At 38.1% G+C, this 18,370-nt stretch carries 20 protein-coding genes and 1 riboswitch; of the genes, 14 read left to right on the top strand and 6 right to left on the bottom strand.

The features are described 5' to 3' along the window. Positions 1-17: 17 nt before the first annotated feature. The 4 genes from hmpA to ACMX9J_RS25125 all read left to right on the top strand — a co-directional run bounded on the left by hmpA (position 18) and on the right by ACMX9J_RS25125 (position 4,322). The gene (gene hmpA / locus ACMX9J_RS25140; protein WP_047751739.1) at positions 18-1,199 is read left to right on the top strand and encodes an NO-inducible flavohemoprotein; all 1,182 of its coding nucleotides are present in this window, start codon (positions 18-20) and stop codon (positions 1,197-1,199) included. Between the two features lie 72 nt (positions 1,200-1,271). Then, positions 1,272-2,561, top strand: a complete 1,290-nt coding sequence (locus ACMX9J_RS25135; protein ID WP_028412459.1) for a lysine N(6)-hydroxylase/L-ornithine N(5)-oxygenase family protein — start codon at positions 1,272-1,274, stop codon at positions 2,559-2,561. Positions 2,562-2,704: 143 nt separating this feature from the next. Beyond that, positions 2,705-3,217, top strand: coding sequence for a type 1 glutamine amidotransferase domain-containing protein (locus ACMX9J_RS25130; RefSeq protein WP_013081517.1), 513 nt, complete (start codon positions 2,705-2,707; stop codon positions 3,215-3,217). Positions 3,218-3,575: 358 nt separating this feature from the next. Further along, positions 3,576-4,322 (top strand): CAP domain-containing protein, encoded by a 747-nt coding sequence (locus ACMX9J_RS25125; RefSeq protein ID WP_033580739.1) that lies wholly within the window; start codon positions 3,576-3,578, stop codon positions 4,320-4,322. A gap of 238 nt (positions 4,323-4,560) precedes the next feature. Here ACMX9J_RS25125 and ade read toward each other — a convergent pair whose 3' ends face one another. Next, on the bottom strand, positions 4,561-6,297 hold the full coding sequence (gene ade / locus ACMX9J_RS25120) for an adenine deaminase (protein WP_047751737.1): 1,737 nt from the start codon (positions 6,295-6,297) through the stop codon (positions 4,561-4,563). Between the two features lie 83 nt (positions 6,298-6,380). Further along, a riboswitch (purine riboswitch) is annotated at positions 6,381-6,482 on the bottom strand. 182 nt (positions 6,483-6,664) lie between these two features. After that, positions 6,665-6,892 (bottom strand): DUF1128 domain-containing protein, encoded by a 228-nt coding sequence (locus ACMX9J_RS25115; protein ID WP_013055127.1) that lies wholly within the window; start codon positions 6,890-6,892, stop codon positions 6,665-6,667. Positions 6,893-7,068: 176 nt separating this feature from the next. Here ACMX9J_RS25115 and ACMX9J_RS25110 point away from each other — a divergent pair, with 176 nt between their 5' ends. Genes ACMX9J_RS25110 through ACMX9J_RS25100 form a run of 3 tightly spaced genes read left to right on the top strand, consistent with a single transcriptional unit; the run spans position 7,069 to position 8,774 of the window. Continuing rightward, on the top strand, positions 7,069-7,542 hold the full coding sequence (locus ACMX9J_RS25110; protein WP_033580741.1) for a low molecular weight protein-tyrosine-phosphatase: 474 nt from the start codon (positions 7,069-7,071) through the stop codon (positions 7,540-7,542). A gap of 39 nt (positions 7,543-7,581) precedes the next feature. Then, complete coding sequence (locus tag ACMX9J_RS25105) at positions 7,582-7,920, top strand: hypothetical protein (protein ID WP_047751736.1); 339 nt, start codon at positions 7,582-7,584, stop codon at positions 7,918-7,920. A gap of 14 nt (positions 7,921-7,934) precedes the next feature. Beyond that, complete coding sequence (locus ACMX9J_RS25100) at positions 7,935-8,774, top strand: YihY/virulence factor BrkB family protein (protein ID WP_034267022.1); 840 nt, start codon at positions 7,935-7,937, stop codon at positions 8,772-8,774. 229 nt (positions 8,775-9,003) lie between these two features. Here the strand turns inward: ACMX9J_RS25100 and ACMX9J_RS25095 are convergent, their stop codons facing one another. Both ACMX9J_RS25095 and ACMX9J_RS25090 read right to left on the bottom strand, forming a co-directional pair. After that, positions 9,004-10,923 (bottom strand): heavy metal translocating P-type ATPase, encoded by a 1,920-nt coding sequence (locus ACMX9J_RS25095; protein WP_034267025.1) that lies wholly within the window; start codon positions 10,921-10,923, stop codon positions 9,004-9,006. A gap of 225 nt (positions 10,924-11,148) precedes the next feature. After that, positions 11,149-11,298, bottom strand: coding sequence for a BH0509 family protein (locus ACMX9J_RS25090; protein ID WP_013055132.1), 150 nt, complete (start codon positions 11,296-11,298; stop codon positions 11,149-11,151). Between the two features lie 208 nt (positions 11,299-11,506). Here ACMX9J_RS25090 and ACMX9J_RS25085 point away from each other — a divergent pair, with 208 nt between their 5' ends. Beyond that, positions 11,507-11,824, top strand: a complete 318-nt coding sequence (locus ACMX9J_RS25085; protein WP_034267028.1) for an ArsR/SmtB family transcription factor — start codon at positions 11,507-11,509, stop codon at positions 11,822-11,824. Between the two features lie 15 nt (positions 11,825-11,839). Continuing rightward, entirely contained in the window at positions 11,840-12,769 is a 930-nt protein-coding gene (locus tag ACMX9J_RS25080) for a cation diffusion facilitator family transporter (protein ID WP_416226365.1), read from the top strand. 14 nt (positions 12,770-12,783) lie between these two features. On the opposite strand, the gene ACMX9J_RS25075 is transcribed toward ACMX9J_RS25080, so the two are convergent. After that, positions 12,784-13,968 (bottom strand): MFS transporter, encoded by a 1,185-nt coding sequence (locus tag ACMX9J_RS25075; protein ID WP_098999466.1) that lies wholly within the window; start codon positions 13,966-13,968, stop codon positions 12,784-12,786. Between the two features lie 181 nt (positions 13,969-14,149). Between ACMX9J_RS25075 and ACMX9J_RS25070 the strand changes: the two genes are divergently transcribed. The 3 genes from ACMX9J_RS25070 to ACMX9J_RS25060 all read left to right on the top strand — a co-directional run bounded on the left by ACMX9J_RS25070 (position 14,150) and on the right by ACMX9J_RS25060 (position 15,709). Then, a complete protein-coding gene (locus ACMX9J_RS25070) occupies positions 14,150-14,605 on the top strand; it encodes a DUF3237 domain-containing protein (RefSeq protein WP_028412450.1) in 456 nt (151 codons plus the stop codon). Between the two features lie 25 nt (positions 14,606-14,630). Then, entirely contained in the window at positions 14,631-15,119 is a 489-nt protein-coding gene (locus tag ACMX9J_RS25065; protein ID WP_034263740.1) for a phenolic acid decarboxylase, read from the top strand. Positions 15,120-15,325: 206 nt separating this feature from the next. Beyond that, positions 15,326-15,709: an OsmC family protein gene (locus tag ACMX9J_RS25060; protein ID WP_165635414.1), complete on the top strand. Its 384-nt coding sequence runs from the start codon at positions 15,326-15,328 to the stop codon at positions 15,707-15,709. A 19-nt stretch (positions 15,710-15,728) separates the two neighbouring features. Here ACMX9J_RS25060 and ACMX9J_RS25055 read toward each other — a convergent pair whose 3' ends face one another. Further along, a complete protein-coding gene (locus tag ACMX9J_RS25055) occupies positions 15,729-16,142 on the bottom strand; it encodes a pyridoxamine 5'-phosphate oxidase family protein (protein ID WP_034263743.1) in 414 nt (137 codons plus the stop codon). Positions 16,143-16,342: 200 nt separating this feature from the next. On the opposite strand from ACMX9J_RS25055, the gene cax reads away from it, so the two are divergent. Beyond that, positions 16,343-17,398: a calcium/proton exchanger gene (gene cax, locus ACMX9J_RS25050; RefSeq protein WP_034263745.1), complete on the top strand. Its 1,056-nt coding sequence runs from the start codon at positions 16,343-16,345 to the stop codon at positions 17,396-17,398. A 140-nt stretch (positions 17,399-17,538) separates the two neighbouring features. Then, positions 17,539-18,339, top strand: coding sequence for a YfkD famly protein (locus ACMX9J_RS25045; protein ID WP_028412446.1), 801 nt, complete (start codon positions 17,539-17,541; stop codon positions 18,337-18,339). Positions 18,340-18,370 lie beyond the last annotated feature (31 nt).

Below are 18,370 nucleotides of genomic sequence, written 5' to 3'. Positions count from 1 at the left end.
TTTCGGAGGCGAAAGTTATGAAACAAACAACTATTTCTATTGTAAAAAGTACAGTTCCTGTTTTAGAAAAGCATGGTCAAGCAATCACAACTCGTTTTTATGAAATGCTTTTTGAACAGTATCCTTCTTTAAAAAATGTATTCAACCAAACAAATCAAAAAACAGGACGTCAGCAAATGGCGTTAGCTAATACAGTTTATGCCGCTGCGCAGTACATCGATCGGCTTGAAACGCTGCTTCCAGTTGTGAAGCAAATCGCCCATAAACATCGCAGTATCGGCGTGAAAGCAGAGCACTATCCAATTGTCGGCGAGTTCTTATTAAAGGCAATTAAAGATGTTTTAAAAGAAGCTGCGACCGATGAGATTATGGAAGCTTGGAAAGAAGCTTACGGTGCCATTGCAGACGTATTCATAAGTGTGGAGCAAGAGTTATATGAAGAAGCTGAAGAAAAAGGATGGAAAGATTATAAAAAACTAATGGTTCATAAAAAAGTAAAAGAAGCAGAAGGCGTGTACTCGTTTTATTTAGTATCACCTGATCAAAAAGCACTGCCTGCTTTTCTGCCAGGTCAGTACGTGAGTGTACGAATTCCTGGTCAAGAATATTTATCCATTCGCCAGTACAGCTTATCTGGCTATCCAAACCAACCATACTATAAAATTACGGTGAAAAAAGAAAAACAAATGGAAGACGGGGTCGTGTCAACGTATTTACATGATCAATTGAAAGAAGGAGACTTGCTTGAAGTCAGCGTTCCAGCAGGAGATTTTGTCTTAAAAGAAAATAATAAATCAGTATTTATCAGCGGAGGTGTAGGAATTACTCCAATGATGTCAATGCTTCATCAAGCATTGGAAAACAATCAAGAAGTAACATTTATTCACAGTGCTAAAAATGAGCAGTTTCATGCAATGAAACGAGAGCTTCAATCGTTGTCAGAGACATATACGTTTGAACAGCACGTTTTCTATAGTCAAGCGCAAACAGATCAGCATGATGAAAACATAACGTATGGTCGCTTAACTAAAAAAGAGCTAGCTAAATATGCCGGCGATAAACATGCATATTATTATGTTTGTGGATCTTCTTCATTTACACAAATGGTGTTAGAAGGCCTAGATGAAATGGGCATTTCCCAAGAAAATATCATGTATGAATCGTTTGGCCCGAAAATGAGTATGACTCCTTCCGCATAAATGTATGGAAAAAGGGTAAAAAGCTAACAGTAGACAATACTGTTAGCTTTTTTTATGAAAGGGAGTTTAAAGATGACAAATAAGCAGTATGACATGGTGGGAATAGGAATAGGCCCTTTTAATTTAGGCTTAGCGGCCCTTGCTGAGCCTCTTGATGAAATTGATGCAGTCTTCTTTGATAAAGAAGAGAAATTTGAATGGCATCCGGGCATGTTAATTGACGGCACGGACTTGCAGATTCCGTTTCTAGCAGACTTAGTTACATTTGCAGATCCAACAAGCCCCTATTCTTTTCTAAATTATATTCACAAGCAAAAGCGCTTGTATCCGTTCTTTTTCTTTAATCGTTTTGACATTCCGCGTCAAGAATACAACGAGTACGCAAAATGGGTAGCGGAGCAGCTATCTTCCTGCCACTTTTCTTCAAAAGTTGTGGACGTGATACCAAAAAATGAAGAAGAGTATTATGAAGTAAAGGTAGAAACACCTGAGGGAATTCAAACGGTAAATGCTAAACACGTTGTAATGGGAACAGGAAGCATTCCACTTGTGCCTCCGGCTTTTGAAGAAAAGCTAAATGAGCATATTTTACACAGCAGCGGCTATTTACATAAAAAAGAAGAGATTCAAAAAGGAAAGCATGTAACGATCGTTGGTTCAGGGCAAAGTGCTGCCGAGATTTTTCTGGATTTACTAGAAGAACAGACTGAACATCATTACCACCTTACATGGTTTACAAGATCCTCTAATTTTTTTCAGCTTGATCAATCCAAGCTTGCTCAAGAGTTATTTTCGCCAGACTATGTAGATTACTTTCATTCGCTGGCTTTTGAGGAACGTACAAGCACGGTAGAAGATTTAAACCCCCTACGTCACGGAATTGAATCTTCTACCTTAACGAAAATCTATGATTTACTCTATCATCGTTCACTTAAAGGAAGAGTACCCGTTACGATTCAAGCTTCGACCGAAGTAAGTGACATTCATAAAAAAGCAAATGGATATGAGCTGGAGTGTAAACAATTAAAGGCTGATCGCTCTTTTCAATACGAAGCGGATCGTTTGATATTATCCACGGGCTATAAGCCAAAGATTTCGCCGTTCATCGAACGAATAAAAGATGATATCGAATGGGAAGATGACAAGCGTTTCAACGTCACAAAAGATTACCGGCTTGTCTTTAAACAACCCCGTAACCACCACTTTTTTACGTTAACTAACATTGAACATTCACACGGATCTGGCGCAACAAATCTTGGTTTATCCGTTCAGCGTAATCAGCGTATTCTGAACGTAATTGCAGGTAGAGATGTGTATCCAGTTCCAGAAGAGACGACGTTTCAGACATTTAATTTGTTTTGAATGTCTGATTTATAAAAACCTACACTGTGTTTTTAGATTATTGTAGAAAAGTTTTTTACTCATAAACCATGTTTAAAAGAATAGTGTACGGGTATTTTATTTATAGAACATTAGTACACAAATCAATTAAGGAGTTGCTTAGAATGAGTAAGAAAATTGCAGTATTAGTAACAGATTTATTTGAAGATGTGGAATATACAGATCCAGCCAAAGCCTTTGAAGAAGAAGGCCATACGCTAACAAAAATCGATGTGAAAACAGGCGAAGTAACAGGTAAACAAGGCGAAACAACATTAACAATTGATAAAGCAATTGCCGATGTAAAACCAGAAGATTTTGACGCATTGTTTTTACCCGGAGGCTTCTCACCAGATATCTTGCGTGCGGACGATCAAGTCGTAGCTTTTACAAAATCATTTATGGATGAAGGCAAACCGGTTATGGCTATTTGTCACGGGCCACAGCTGCTAATCAATGCTGAAACATTAAAAGGACGTGACGTAACTGGTTTCAAATCAATTGCTATTGATTTGAAAAATGCAGGCGCAAACTTCCATGATAAAGAAGTTGTGGTATGCGGTAATCAACTAGTTACAAGCCGTACACCAGATGATATGGAAGCATTCGTACGTGAATCAGTAAACGTCTTAAAATAAGTAAATAATATTAGTAAAACTTTCTGTAAAAGGCGATAACAGGGTGGTTTACCACTCTGTTGTCGCCTTTTTTGTATGTAACGTTTTTGACGAGGAATTTACAGTTATATTACCGCATTGGATGAAGCTATTTCTCAAAGTATATGAAAACCTTTTACTATCAATAGCTAGAAGCCGCGTAATATAATCGAAATATTTTTTACATAAGTGTTAGTATAATTTTGGTAGCTTAAAAGACGTTGCGAGTTTCATAGTTTTCGTGCAACAATGAGGGTGCATCACGAGGTTGGCTTGCTACAAGCTTAGATGCGTTGCGGTTTTACAAAAAACTTTATTATCACATAGGAGGATTTCAAACATGAAGAAAAGGTTTCGTATTGCCACTGTCGCAGGTGCCGTATCATTAGGATTACTAACAGCAGGACAAGCAAATGCAGCAGCTCCTGATTGCAACACTCCAAAACAAATTACCATTAAAGATGCTCAAGCAGCACAAAATATAAATGTAGACGAGCTATTAAAGAAATTTAACGCTCAAGGACAATCTGCTCAAGCAGCAGCTCCACAGCAAGAAACACAGGCACCAGATCAAGCTGAAGCAGCTCCACAGGAACAAGCACAAGCACCAGAGCAAAGTGAAGAAGCAAAAGCTCCGGAGCAAACACAGCAAAACACAAAAGCTCAACAATCAGAAAATACTGATAAAGCAGAGCAAACCAAAGATGCTAGTCAATTTGAACAAAAAGTAGTAGATTTAGTAAACCAAGAACGTCAAAAACAAGGTTTAAAGCCTTTAACACTTAACAAAAAATTAAGTGACGTTGCACGCACTAAATCAAAAGATATGATGGACAAAGGGTACTTTGACCACAATTCACCAACATATGGTTCACCATTTGATATGATGAAACAATTCGGCATTGAATATACAACTGCAGGTGAAAACATTGCAAAAGGTCAGCAATCTCCTGAAGATGTAATGAATGCTTGGATGAATAGTGACGGTCACCGCAAAAATATTCTAAACCCTGATTTCACTGAAATTGGTGTTGGATACGTAAAAGGTGATACTACGTACTGGACTCAACAATTTATCGGTAAGTAATACAAAAAGAGCAGGATATACCTGCTCTTTTTTGCGTTTTTAGCTGTCCAATTTGGGTATAGTAAAGTAAGAACACGTAAAGGAGTGCCTTACATTGGGACGTATATTAAAAAAAATTCTAGTCGCTGTTTTTCCCATCCTTTTAAAAGAAGGATATCGTCATTATAAAAATCGTAAAACTCGAACTACGCCGTCTAAAGGGTATAAATAAAAAGGACTCAAAAGAGTCCTTTTTGTTTTATGCTTGAACGGGGATATGCTTGAATTCTTTTACGTTAAATAATCCTTTGTCGGTTAATTTTAGACATGGGATAACAGGCAAGCTTAAGAAAGATAACGTCAGCAGCGGGTTGAATTTCTGTGAAATATCAAGCTCATGAAGAGCCCCGTGAAGCTGCTTAAGTAAGCTATTTACTTCATTGTAAGGGTGAGGTGACATTAACCCTCCGATGGAAAGAGGGAGGGAACCAATCACTTCATTATCTTTTACAATAACAATACCTCCGCCGATTTCTTCAATTGCCGCAATTGCTTTTGCTAAATCCTCATCATTTGTTCCTACGGCTACGATATTATGTGAATCGTGAGCAATCGTAGTAGCGATCGCTCCGTCTTTTAGCTGAAAGCCTTTTACGATCCCAAGACCAATATTTCCTGTTAGATGATGGCGCTCAACAACAGCCATTTTCAGCTGATCGTTTTCTACAGAAGGCTGAAATTCGTTTTGCTTTACTTGAACTTCTTCTACAATATGATTTGTAAGCAGGCTGTTTGGATTAATTTCAATAATATTAGCCCGATTGTGCTGAAGTGGTATCGTAAGTTTGTTAATAGAAAACTCTTTCAAATGAACAGAATTCATTAGTTCTGTCGGAAGATCAATTTGTTCTTCTTGCACAGACAGCATCTCTCCATTTTCAGCAATGAGCTCTCCGTTTTGATAAACATGTGCTGCAGATATATCGGTTAAGTCGTCCAACAGAATAAAATCAGCTTTGTAACCAGGAGCAACCGCACCTCTATCTTTTAACCCGTAGCATTCAGCGGCATTTAATGAAGCCATTTGAATCGCAATTAACGGATCCAGCCCGAGTTCAATAGCAAAACGAACATTGTAATCAATAGAGCCTTCCGTTAATAAATCATCTAGATGTTTGTCATCGGTACAGAATAAAAATCTGCGCGCGTTGCGTTCATTTACAGCAGGTAACAATTGTTTCAAATCTTTAGCAACAGAACCTTGGCGGATTAGAACATACATCCCGCGCTGAATACGTTCAATTGCTTCTTCTGCTGTTACGCATTCATGATCTGTTGAAATATTAGCGGTACGATAAATGTTAACGCCCGTGGCATCTAGCCCTGAGCCGTGCCCATCAATTACGCCGTTTGCATCGTTAGCTGCTTGTAATTTATCGAGCATATCGTCATCTCCATCTCGAACAGCAGGGAAATCCATCACTTCTGCTAATCCAAGCACGCGAGAGTGAGAGAAAAATGGCGCTAAGTCAGCTGCTTTTAAGACGGCTCCAGAGCTTTCAAAAGGAGTTGCTGGCACGCTTGAAGGTAAGTTCACAAATACGTCTAAAGGAATGGAATCCGAGTTTTGAAGCATAAACTCAATGCCAGATTTCCCTGAAACATTCGCAATTTCATGAGGATCCGTTACGACAGTTGTAACGCCTCTAGGTACAAGAAGTTTTGAGAACTCTTTAGGTGTAACCATTGATGATTCAATGTGAACGTGTCCATCAATGAACGTAGGCGAAATGTATTTTCCTTTTGCATCAACGACGTTATTCCCGTCGTATTGACCTATTCCAACAATCACTCCATCAGCAATCGCAATATCGGCTTCAATGATGGAAAGCGTAAAGACATCGATAATTTTCCCGTTTTTCACTACAAGATCTGCAGGTATTTTTTTATTGGCAACAGCAAGCTGTTTTTTTAAGGTTGTTTTTGTATTTGACATGAATGTGACTCCTCTCATTGTATAACTGAATAACAATGAAGGACTATGTAAGGGAGAACATAAAGAAGAATAAAAATGCAGTATGAATGATGTTCAACCCTCGTAGTCCAACTATTTACGGTAGTTCGGTAGAAACTCTTGGACCCTATTTCCAAGACTATACGAGCTTTAGGTATTTCGATACATTCTATAGACAAATAATAAAAACGTCAATTCCTAATAAAAAAGAAAGATTTTTGGGAATATTTCATCTATGTGTATGTAAACGATTTAACTCTTATTTGCTCGCTAAAAGGTGCAGCATTCATGTATAGAAAAAAATGTAGAAAAAACCGTCAATGGCTATTAGTCATTGACGGAGGTGTCATTAAGCTTGTTTACGCAGTGTACCTAATTCTTCCGCGATCGCTTGCATTTCACTTGGGCTAAAAGAATCTTTTCTCATTACCATATCGTATAAGTACTTTAAGTCTTCATACATTTCTTCGTCAAAAGCTTCGGCTTTAATTGCTCCGATATTTAGCATGCGCAATTTTTCACTGATGCTATCGACCATATGTTTAATATTCTCTGGAGATTTTACTGATAAATCCACTTTGTTCATCCTTCCAGTTGCGTTTTTTTTATTGTAACATGTTTTTATCGTGTGAACACTTTTATGTCAGGTTCTTATCCACAGAAGAGTGGAAACGATATAAATAAAAGAAAACTATTTTTTAGTTTAAAAATGATTGTATATAATGTTTGTAATAAGGGAAAGGAGTCGAGACTATGATTAACGTATTATTCGTTTGTTTGGGAAATATTTGTCGTTCACCCATGGCAGAAGCGGTCTTTAAAGATATGGTGAAGAAAAAAGGGCTACAAGGACAAATTCACGTAGATTCTGCAGGCACAGGAGGCTGGCACAAAGGAAATCCTCCTCATGAAGGGACGCAATCTATTTTAACGAAAAACAACATTGATTTTAAAGGGCAAACAGCAAGACAAGTGATTCAAGAGGATGTAGCTAAATTTCATTATATTATTGGAATGGATGTCGAAAATGTAGGAAATCTGAGAAGAATGGCTGGACATACTAAAACAGGTTATATTGCAAGACTTTTGGATTTTGTGCCCGATTTACATATTGAAGATGTGCCTGATCCTTATTTCACGGGAAATTTTGACGAAGTATATGACTTAGTTCAAGAAGGATGCAAGGCTCTTTTAGACGAAATTATAGAAAAGCATTTCTCAGAATAAGTGATACTTAAAAAATAAAAAACGGAGGAGAAACGACAAATGGGTAAACGAAATAAGCTAGTAGAAGGTATGGTCATTGGAGCAATTATAGGAGGAGCTGTTTCTTTATTTGATAAAGAAACCAGAAGTTCCGTCATTCAAGGAAGTAAAAAACTGAAAGACAAAACAAAAACTCTTATTCAGCATCCTGAACTTGTGACGGATACTGTGAAAGAGAAATATGAAACGATCCGTACGACCATTGAGCAAGTTTCTGAAGATGTATCATTTGTAGCAGGAAAAGTAGAAAAGTTAAAAGAAACAACCCCTCAGGTGATGGAAATTGTAAACGATACAAAAGAAGCATTTGTAGAGAAGTATGGTGATGAACAAAAATAAATAAGGAGGCACATATGGCTGGAATATACATAAATAACATCGTAAAGTTTGGCAAAGAACTCATGGGCCGCATTCATCGAGATGAGCTGCCCAGCTTATCAGCTGAATTGGCTTATTATTTGCTGCTCTCGCTATTTCCTTTTTTAATTTTCTTAATTACGCTGATTGGATTTTTGCCATTGGAATCAACAGATCTGCTTGACTTGGTCGAAAATGTAGCGCCACAGCAAACGCTGCACATGATTGAAAGCAACGTTTCTCATATCATTGGTTCTCATAATGAAAAACTATTGTCCTTTGGTATCATTGCCACGATGTGGTCTGCTTCAAATGGAATTAATGCGATCGTAAGGGCATTTAACCGAGCGTATCACGTACAAGAAAATCGGCCGTTTTTAGTGGCGAGAGGCATGGCAGTTCTCCTTACTTTTGCGATGATATTTGTTATTATTGTAGCGCTTTTACTTCCTGTTTTTGGTCATATGATTGGTCTTTATTTATCGTCTACGTTTGGATTTTCAGAAACTTTTCTCGCTTTATGGTCTGCTTCCCGCTGGATTATCAGCGGTCTCATTTTGTTTACTGTTTTTACGGGGTTGTATTACTTTGCTCCTAATAAAAAGCTGCTGATTCGAAATGTTGTAAAAGGAGCGGCTTTTGCTACGGTCGGATGGACAGTGGTATCGATGCTATTTGCGTACTACGTCAATCATTTCAATAACTATACGGCTACATATGGAAGCTTGGGCGGAATTATTATCTTGCTTATTTGGCTGTACCTATCGGGGATGATTATCGTTATTGGAGGAGAAATTAACGCTATTTTCTACGACCGCCGAGTCAAATCTTCATAGTCACAAATTGGGATGAAATCATTCGCAAGATATGAGCATACTAACCAAGTGAAAGGGAGGTTTTACATCATGACAAAGCATACAAAAAAAGACGGAAGCAATACAAAGCAAAATAAAAAGAGCCAGCCAAAGCATAAAACAAGCAACAGCCAAAATGGACAAAACGGTTACCATTAAGGCATCGATTTCCATAATAAAAAGCCTAACAAATACGTTAGGCTTTTTTTCGTTAAGATTTTAGCAAGCGAAGGCCATTTAAGATAACTAAAATGGTGCTGCCTTCGTGACCAATAACACCAAATGGCATATCAAGCACTTGGAAAAAATTAGAACAAATTAATAAAAAGATGACGGCAATAGAAAAAATAACGTTTTGCTTCACAATTGAGTTCATTCGTCTGGAAAGAGCTACTGCATCCGAAATTTTTGATAAATCATTTTTCATTAAAACAATATCTGCCGTTTCAAGTGCCACATCCGTTCCTTCTCCCATAGCTACTCCAACGTTAGCAGTAGCGAGAGCAGGTGCATCGTTAATCCCATCTCCCACCATTGAAACGGTAGGGAATTTTTCTTTTAACGCTTTAATTTTATCTACTTTCGCTTCAGGCAAGCATTCTGCAATGTATTCATCGACGGCACATTCTTTTGAAATGGCCTCGGCTGTTTTTTCGCTGTCTCCTGTAATCATGACGGTATGAATACCCTGCTCTTTCAGAGATTTAACAGCTTCTACAGCTTCTGTTCGTACAACGTCTTTTAGCGCAAGCAATCCCACAATACCATGCTGGTCTTTTGCGTACACAATCGTTTTTCCTTCACTGGCAAGCGTAGATGAAATCCCATTTTCAAATTCAGCTGCTTCTTCTTTACCTACAAAATCTGCTTTTCCTATCTTCCACGTATCTCCTTGAAGAGACCCAATCACACCGTATCCGGGAACGTCTTCAAGTGAATCTGGCTGAACGAGCGTCAATTCCTGCTTGTTTTTCACAAAGTCAACAATGGATTGAGCAAGCGGATGATTAGACTGACGTTCAATTGATGCTATTTTAATAAGAAATTCCTGTTCGTTTATATCAGAACGTACAATAACATTTGTCACTTCTGGCTTTCCTTTTGTTAACGTGCCTGTTTTGTCAAAAGCAATTGCGCTTAAATGGCTTAACCTTTCCAAATGCACGCCGCCTTTGAACAAAATTCCTTTTTTTGCTCCGTTTGAAATAGCAGACAGCGAAGCAGGGGTGATAGATGCAACTAGGGCGCAAGGAGACGCTACAACTAAGAGAATCATTGCTCGGTAAAATGTCTCAGTCCAGCTCCATCCAAGCACATAGTGGGGGAGAAACAGCATAACTGCCACAACCGATAGAACAATTTTTACGTATGTGCCTTCAAATCGTTCGATAAACAATTGAGAAGGAGACTTTTCACTTTGAGCCGTTTGAACAAGTTGAATGATCTTTTGAAACAGCGTCTCAGCACTTGGCTTTGTCATTTTAATGGTAATGGCGCCTTTCACATTCACCGTGCCCGCGAATACTTCATCGTCGAGCTGTTTTAGTACAGGGACAGATTCACCCGTAATAGCCGCCTGATCAATCGTTGTTTGACCTGAGACAACAATACCATCGGACGGCACTCGTTCACCCGGCTTAACTAACAGCAAGTCTCCGATTTGTAAATCTGAAATGGAGACAATTTCTTCTTGGTCTCCAATCAGCCGCGTTGCTTCTTGCGGCTGCAAATTCATTAAGGCGCTAATTTCTCGGTTGCTTTTATTCATGGTGTACGTTTCTAATGCACCGCTTAGTGCAAAAATGAAAATAAGCATAGCACCTTCTGTCCAGTAGCCAATTACAGCCGCTCCAATGGCAGCAATAATCATTAGCATTTCGACGTTTAATTCTTTATTTTCAATCGTTTCTTCAATGCCTTCTTTTGCTTTAGCAAATCCACCTATCACATAAGCTAATACAAAGAGCGTAATAGATACAGCTGTATCCTGCTGTTTTGAAATCAGCCAGCCGGCTAAAATAAGCACTCCGCTCAACAGTGCAGCAATGAGTTCACCATGTGTTTTTAATACGTTGACAGCAGAAGATGTTTGCGGCGTTTGTTCTTGTTTTTTAGGTAACGCATTTTCCATACAAATCCTCCTTGAACGATAATTGAGAAAAATAATCACAATCATTACCCCTAAAAAAGCACGAAAGCTGCCATCTCAGCGATAGCAGCACACTTTTTCCATTTATTATCTTTTGAATTGGGATATTTAGTATAGTATAGCACGGAACAAGCAAGTAGGTAACAACTAATGCTTAAAAAATAAAAACAGAATGCAGCTGGACGTCTGCATTCTGTAAAAAACGTACTACATATCTAAATGCTCTTCATAATATTTATAAGCGGAAGTGTAAATGTGCTCGATATCGGCATCCGTCATGTACATTAAGGTTTCACGGTCAATCCCCTTCATTGTTTCAATAAATGTAATCATGTTTTTACGTTCTTGTCTGCTCATTTATTATTCTCCTCTCCATCTGTTTTAATACAGTTTATTATATTTAATTGTATTATATAACAGAAAAAGTATTTTGTGTGGATTTTTTTTTAAAATAGGCAAAAAAATTTTGAAAGACGTAAATAATTGACTATAGAGAAAAAGGTATTTTATAATTCATATATGAACATATGCTCATATACTTGCATATAATGAACGGAGAGATGTTATGAAAAAAGATGAACATTCGTTTTTATCACCTCAAACAGTAGAAGAAGCATCAAGAATACTAAAAGCTATTTCAGATCCTACGAGAATGAAGATTCTCTATTTGCTATTTCAAGAAGAGTGTTCAGTCGGTCATATGGTTGAAGTGCTTGGTGTTTCACAATCAGCTATTTCACATCAGTTAACTCACTTGCGTCATTTACGTTTAGTAAAATATCGCCGTGAAGGGAATACGTATTTCTATACGTACGATGATGAACACGTGGTTGGAATACTGCATCAAGTGATTCAGCACGTAGAATGCGCACATAACGATTAGAAGGAGGGGCTTTGCATGAGTCATGATCATCACCACCATCATCATCATGGTCATCATCACCATTTTGATACACAGCGTGAAGGCAACAAAAAAGGTCTGTTAATTGCACTAATTATCACCGCGGGTATTATGGTTCTTGAGTTTGTTGGAGGGCTTTTTACAAATAGTTTAGCGCTATTATCCGATAGCGGACACATGCTGTCTGATACAAGCTCACTTGCTCTTAGCCTCATAGCCATATGGTTTGCTAACCGAGCTGCGTCGGCTAAAAAAACGTACGGTTATTATCGTTTTGAAATATTAGCGGCTCTTTTTAACGGAGTGGCACTGTTTGTAATAGCAGGGTTTATCATTTATGAAGCCTATCAGCGCGTACTGGAGCCGCAGTCTGTAGCAAGCGGCAGCATGATGCTGATTGCTGCTGTTGGTTTACTCGCTAATTTAATCAGCGCATGGTCACTTATGAGACAAGGCGATGTAAAAGGAAATGTAAATTTGCGCAGCGCTTACTTACACGTATTGGGAGATGCTTTAGGGTCTATTGGAGCTATTGTAGCGGGACTTCTTATGATGCTGTTTGGATGGTATATTGCTGATCCGATTATTTCTGTAGTTGTGTCTGTATTAATTTTAAAAAGCGCTTGGGGCGTGCTTGCTCATAGCGTTCATATTTTGATGGAAGGCTCTCCTGAGGGAGTGGATCACAGTGAAATAAAAAACCTTCTTGAAAACATTGAAGGAGTCAAAGATGTGCATGATTTACACATTTGGACGATTACTTCAGGACTGGACTCATTGAGCTGTCATATGCGCGTAGAAGATGAAAAAGATTGTCAGCAGATTTTGCAAAAAGCCATTGATTTAGTACACGATCACTGTGGTATTGAGCATACGACGATACAAATTGAAAAATCAGCTCTTCAGCACCGGACGCTAAAAGTTTAAAAACAAGCGAGAACTTATAAGTTCTCGCTTGTTTTTTGCTGCATAGGCATTTTTTGTCCGAATACAAAAAGAAGGATAAAAATAAAGCCAAGCATCCCGCTAATAATATTAAAAAAGCTGACATGATGAAAGAACTGAATAAAAGTACCGCCTATGTAAGGACCGGCAAGGCTTCCGATACTAAAAGCAATGCCGCATAGTAAATTACCTGTAGGAAGCAGACGAGTAGGAATCAAATCCGTCATATAGCTGATTCCTAAACTAAACGTAGAACCTACAACCATGCCTGCTATAAATAAACACGCTACTAATGGAATAGCGGTGTCTTCCAAGAGACTTGCTGTAAAAAAAGTCACGGCTCCAATTGATAAAATCCATCCTAATACCAATTTCCGTCCGAATTTATCGCTCAGTATGCCAAGAGGAAGCTGAAACACAATAGCTCCAACTGCAAAGGAAGTCAGCAGCAGTGAAATAAACTCTACTTGCAATCCAATTCGTAAACCGTATACAGGAAAGCTGCCGTTCAGTGATGACTCTAAAAAACCATATCCAAAAGGCGGTAAAAAAGCAATCCAAGCATATTTAGCCGCTTTAGAAAATCGCTTAGCCGTTTCTTTTAATGAATTAACCTCAACTCCCTGAAGGGGAAATTCATTTTTTATCAAAAATAAAAATACCCACGTTAGAAGACATAGAGCAGAAGAAATCATAAAAGGCAGCGCTTGATTAATTTCAATTAACGGCGTCATTAAAGGACCAACAGCAAAACCAATACCAAAAAAGAGCCCATACAGTGAAATGTTTCTACCTCTTTTATCAGCAGGGGAAGACGATGTAATCCACGTTTGAGTTCCAAAGTGCAGCGCGTGATCTCCTATTCCAATAAATAAACGGAGCACAAACCAAAATACAACAGATTTCCACAGGGGAAACAAAGCTAAAGATACAATAACTAAAAGTCCTCCTGCTGCGATAATTGGCTTGTATCCGTATCTGCGAAGCGGCGCTTCCATGAAAGGAGAAATAAATAAGATGCCCAGGTACAATCCAGTTGCGTTTAATCCGTTTATAGTAGAGGAAAGACCATCTTTCTCAAAAATAATAGCAATTAAAGGCAGCAGCATGCCTTGGCTGAATCCAGAAATGGCGACAAGGCTAACTAAAATCCAGAAACGTTGTTGATGAGTAGCACCCATAGCATTTAACCTCTTTTTATCTATATTTTGTCAATCCAACTGTTTAATCGTACAAGGAAAACGCTTTATTGACAAGGATATAAACAGGCCGTGCTGTCCATTTGACATCTTTATGTAAGGGGAGTAGAATAAAACGTGTAAATATTTACATGTTTTTATTTACAATTAAGAGGTGATTGCTATGATAGAACCAGGGCTGAAGAAAATAGCAACATTCACAATTAATGTTGGTACACCCGTCGTTATTGGTCATACAGGATTAGGAAAAAAACAGTTTATTCCCATTAAGTCAGGTACTGCAGACGGGGAAATAAAAGGCTTAATTCTTCCAAGTGGAGCGGATTCTCAAATTATTCGTTGGGATGGCCGCGTCGATTTATCTGCACGATATGTCATTCAAACAGAAGATGATGAACTTATTTATATTGAAAACAATGGAATACGTCAGGTTAGTGAAGAGTTTAGAGAACAGGCTGCTGAAGGTGAAATTATACCTCCAGAGCACGTTTACTTTCGTACGATTCCTGTCTTTGAAACTGGAAGTGCAAAGTATAAGTGGTTACAGGACCGCATGTTTATAGGCGCTGCTGTAAGAAACCCAGAAAGCGTTGTGCTAGACATATACGAAGTTTTATAAATCAAATCAAAGGAGAGGTATAGACATGGAAAAATTTATTGGAAATCATATGATTTACACATACGAAAACGGATGGGAATATGAAATCTATATTAAAAACGAAAATACAATCGATTATCGTATTCATAGCGGAATGGTGGCAGGACGATGGGTTCGTGACCAAAAAGTAGATATTGTGAAATTAACAGAAGGTGTATATAAAGTATCTTGGACTGAACCAACGGGGACAGATGTATCTTTGAACTTTATGCCTGATGAAAAACGCATGCACGGAATTATTTTCTTCCCAAAATGGGTACATGAACATCCTGAAATTACCGTGTGCTATCAAAATGATTATCTTGATTTAATGCATGAATCCCGTGAAAAATACGAAACATATCCGAAATACGTGGTTCCCGAATTTGCTGACATTACATTCATCAAAAATGTCGGAGTAAACAATGAGGAAGTTATCGCTCAAGCGCCTTACGAAGGAATGACGGATGATATTCGCGCTGGAAAATTAATTTAATACGGAGTCATACAAAAGGCTAGGACAAAAGTATATTAGTTGAAGGAAGATCCGAACGAATTTGATTCTTGATCAAGAATCAAATTCGTTCGGATTTTTTTATTGTGATGGTGCCCGGAAATAAACCGCGGTGTAACAAGTGATCTATAGTGAGAGTAGTTGGTTATATAAAAAACGGTTTATAATGAAGGAAAGGAGTGAAGAAAATGGAATTTAACATGAAAAAAGAGGCGGGGTTTACGACAGATTTTCCTTATGGAGAGCTACATATCGCCGGAGATGAAGAGCATGGCTTTCGTCCGTATCAGCTAATGACATCGTCAATTGCCGTGTGCAGCGGAGGCGTGTTAAGAAAGATTTTAGAGAAAAAAAGAATCGCTTTTTCCGATTTACACATCCAAGCTGATGTAACGCGCAATGATGAAAAAGCGGGGCGAATCGAAAAAATTCATTTGCACTATATCATCACGGGAAAAGACCTGCCATTAGACAAAATTGAAAAATCGATTGAGCTAGCCCGAAAAAATTGTTCAATGCTACAGTCGGTTATTGACAGTATAGAAGTGACAGAAACCTTCGAAATAAAATAAAAGTGGACATTGTCCACTTTTATATTTCTTTTGGTTTGCTTCCGGCTTTATCAAAATAGCGCATGCGTTCAGGAGTCAGCTGAAGAAGCAAAAAATTTGGGTCATCTGGACTTTTAATCCACTCTTTTAACTTTTCATTCCAAAATTTCTTTTTTAACTCTTCGTTTGTTTCTACATTTACTTTGGCTTCTACCTCTACATACGGATCACTCCAACCTTGCCCATCATAGCCTAACAAAATATGAACGTAAGGGTTTTTTTCTAGTTCTTCGACTTTGTGGGTATCTTTATTGGTGGCGGTGTAAAGCACAAGATCTTCATGAAAAAACATCATAAAGCGTGAATAAGGTTTTCCATCTTGAATCGTAGCTAACGTTCCGATTGTATAGTCATCCAGTACCGATAAAATTTGATTTTTTACATCATTACTCATTTTTTCACTCCTCATTCTATCTCATTATCCTTGGTAGTTTGGCTGATTTTTAAATATCTTAATCAAAAATCAATTAGAGGTTTATCATTTATAAAAATAGGTTAAAAATACTAACATTGACGGTGAGTCTATACAAATTCCATTAATTTTATATGATTGATTTTGTTGTCAAAAAATGAATAAGGTAGGTGTACATATCGATGATCAATCGGATTTTTCTGATAGCGGTTATTCTTGGGGTGCCGCTATCTGTTATTGGGCACATGATGCACTGGTCAGATGTTCTTATGTTTATTATTTACTGTTTAACAATCATTGCCCTCGCAGCTTTTATGGGAAGAGCTACAGAGAGCTTAGCTGTTGTAGCTGGTCCTCGAATAGGCGGTCTATTGAATGCTACCTTTGGTAACGCTGTAGAATTAATCATTTCGATTTTTGCTTTAAAAGAAGGCCTTACAGCCGTGGTGCTTGCATCGTTAACCGGTTCTGTATTAGGAAATCTCCTTCTTGTAGGCGGTCTTTCATTCTTTATCGGGGGACTTAAATTTAAGCGTCAAGAATTTAATGTCTATGATGCAAGACATAATTCTGGATTATTGATCTTTGCCGTTATCGTTGCGTTTGTTATTCCTGAAGTGTTTGCTAGCGAAATGGACGAAGCGAAGACCATGTCTCTAAGTGTCGGAATTTCCATTATTCTCATCATCTTATACTTAGCGGCGTTATTCTTTAAGCTGGTCACGCATCGAGGCGTGTATCAGCATAAAAGTGAAGAAGTGGAAGAACATGAGGAGCCAGAGTGGTCAATGTGGAAAGCGATTGCGGTTCTCTTTTTGTCTACGTTAGCGGTGGCTTATGTATCCGAAAGCTTGGTAAGTACAATCGAAATTGTCTCGGAAAGCTTTGGCTGGAGTGAGCTGTTTATCGGGGTCATCATTGTAGCGATTGTTGGGAACGCGGCAGAGCATGCTTCCGCTATTATTATGGCCGTTAAAAATCGCATGGGTGTAGCTGTTGAAATTGCTGTTGGATCAACTTTACAAGTAGCGATGTTTGTAGCACCAATATTAGTACTTGTTTCGCTAATGTTCGAAAGCCAAATGTCTCTTGTTTTTACTTGGCCTGAGTTGATTGCGATGGTAACAGCCGTATTTTTAACGATTGCGATTTCTAATGACGGAGATACAAACTGGTTTGAAGGCGCAACTCTTTTAGGTGCTTATATTATTATGGGAATTGGTTTTTATCTCATTTAAAAAAGAAACGTTCACTTTATGTGGACGTTTCTTTTTTGTGAGTGAATAGAAGAATTTCCCTTTTGGTATTCAGGATAAAACAGGGGATGTTTGAAAAAACTATGGTTGCATTCATTAACGATGTTGAAAGGAGTTTCTAGATGTTACGTAAATTGCTTTTATTTGTGTTTACCATCATTATTTCGTTTTCATGTTCAACGAAGATCGCCATTGCAAAAACAGCTCAGCCTACCATCAACGTGCCTTCTTCAGCTTTAAATATTTCAAAAGAAAATACGTATCCAAATGCTAGTCAAGACACGCCTTATTTGCAGCCGAGTGAGTTCACAAAAGAGCTCATTGAAACGTCAAATGTAAAAATTGAAAACCCTGATTTAATTCGTATATTAAATGAATCAAACATTTCTAAAACTCCATGGGCAATTGGATTCAGAGCAACCATTTTTTTAGGACAGTGGCCGTTAAATTATGAATCAACAGAAACAAACGTTAACTGGCAGCACCAGCGAATCAATACGAATCATTATGATAACAGAGCAGGAAAAACTCAGTACAAAATGATGTACAGTCAGGAAAATCAAAGCCATGTAAAAGGCGGATTAACGGCAAAAGTGCCTCAGCCTGATCATGTTAAACAAATGATGCTAATTGAAGCAGCTAAAAAAACAAAGCTCACTTTATCATTTCAAACGTTTGTAGGTGCCGGAACGAAAAAAGACCAGGTGTATAACGTAGCTCCTAAAAAAGTAGGTTATCTCTATGCGTACACGCCTGCTGTAAGTGAAAAGGGAAAAGTAACGTATGGGGAAGTATATGTAACGGTAAAAGGCAGCAAGCGTTCAATTGTGGTGAGAAATGTAACGTCTCAAGGAATTGGAGCATGGATTCCAGTACAAGATTATGTCTCCTTAAGTTTCGGGGCTTACGATCAGCCGAGATAACAAAAAAAGAGATTCCAGTGGTGGAATCTCT

It is taken from the genome of Priestia sp. RMT2NF4, assembly GCF_047872835.1.
Classification (GTDB): Bacteria; Bacillota; Bacilli; order Bacillales; family Bacillaceae_H; genus Priestia; species Priestia zanthoxyli.
This window is presented reverse-complemented; position numbering and strand designations above follow the sequence as displayed.

What these genes read in the sequence shown, in the direction of transcription:
- ACMX9J_RS25060 (WP_165635414.1), top strand. Translation starts at nt 15,326, where the DNA reads ATGGAATTTAACATGAAAAAAGAGGCGGGGTTTACGACAGATTTTCCT.
- hmpA (WP_047751739.1), top strand. Translation starts at nt 18, where the DNA reads ATGAAACAAACAACTATTTCTATTGTAAAAAGTACAGTTCCTGTTTTA.
- ACMX9J_RS25045 (WP_028412446.1), top strand. Translation starts at nt 17,539, where the DNA reads ATGTTACGTAAATTGCTTTTATTTGTGTTTACCATCATTATTTCGTTT.
- ACMX9J_RS25105 (WP_047751736.1), top strand. Translation starts at nt 7,582, where the DNA reads ATGGGTAAACGAAATAAGCTAGTAGAAGGTATGGTCATTGGAGCAATT.
- ACMX9J_RS25135 (WP_028412459.1), top strand. Translation starts at nt 1,272, where the DNA reads ATGACAAATAAGCAGTATGACATGGTGGGAATAGGAATAGGCCCTTTT.
- ACMX9J_RS25125 (WP_033580739.1), top strand. Translation starts at nt 3,576, where the DNA reads ATGAAGAAAAGGTTTCGTATTGCCACTGTCGCAGGTGCCGTATCATTA.
- ACMX9J_RS25070 (WP_028412450.1), top strand. Translation starts at nt 14,150, where the DNA reads ATGATAGAACCAGGGCTGAAGAAAATAGCAACATTCACAATTAATGTT.
- ACMX9J_RS25080 (WP_416226365.1), top strand. Translation starts at nt 11,840, where the DNA reads ATGAGTCATGATCATCACCACCATCATCATCATGGTCATCATCACCAT.
- ACMX9J_RS25130 (WP_013081517.1), top strand. Translation starts at nt 2,705, where the DNA reads ATGAGTAAGAAAATTGCAGTATTAGTAACAGATTTATTTGAAGATGTG.
- ACMX9J_RS25090 (WP_013055132.1), bottom strand. Translation starts at nt 11,298, where the DNA reads ATGAGCAGACAAGAACGTAAAAACATGATTACATTTATTGAAACAATG.
- ACMX9J_RS25065 (WP_034263740.1), top strand. Translation starts at nt 14,631, where the DNA reads ATGGAAAAATTTATTGGAAATCATATGATTTACACATACGAAAACGGA.
- ade (WP_047751737.1), bottom strand. Translation starts at nt 6,297, where the DNA reads ATGTCAAATACAAAAACAACCTTAAAAAAACAGCTTGCTGTTGCCAAT.
- ACMX9J_RS25055 (WP_034263743.1), bottom strand. Translation starts at nt 16,142, where the DNA reads ATGAGTAATGATGTAAAAAATCAAATTTTATCGGTACTGGATGACTAT.
- cax (WP_034263745.1), top strand. Translation starts at nt 16,343, where the DNA reads ATGATCAATCGGATTTTTCTGATAGCGGTTATTCTTGGGGTGCCGCTA.
- ACMX9J_RS25110 (WP_033580741.1), top strand. Translation starts at nt 7,069, where the DNA reads ATGATTAACGTATTATTCGTTTGTTTGGGAAATATTTGTCGTTCACCC.
- ACMX9J_RS25075 (WP_098999466.1), bottom strand. Translation starts at nt 13,968, where the DNA reads ATGGGTGCTACTCATCAACAACGTTTCTGGATTTTAGTTAGCCTTGTC.
- ACMX9J_RS25085 (WP_034267028.1), top strand. Translation starts at nt 11,507, where the DNA reads ATGAAAAAAGATGAACATTCGTTTTTATCACCTCAAACAGTAGAAGAA.
- ACMX9J_RS25095 (WP_034267025.1), bottom strand. Translation starts at nt 10,923, where the DNA reads ATGGAAAATGCGTTACCTAAAAAACAAGAACAAACGCCGCAAACATCT.
- ACMX9J_RS25100 (WP_034267022.1), top strand. Translation starts at nt 7,935, where the DNA reads ATGGCTGGAATATACATAAATAACATCGTAAAGTTTGGCAAAGAACTC.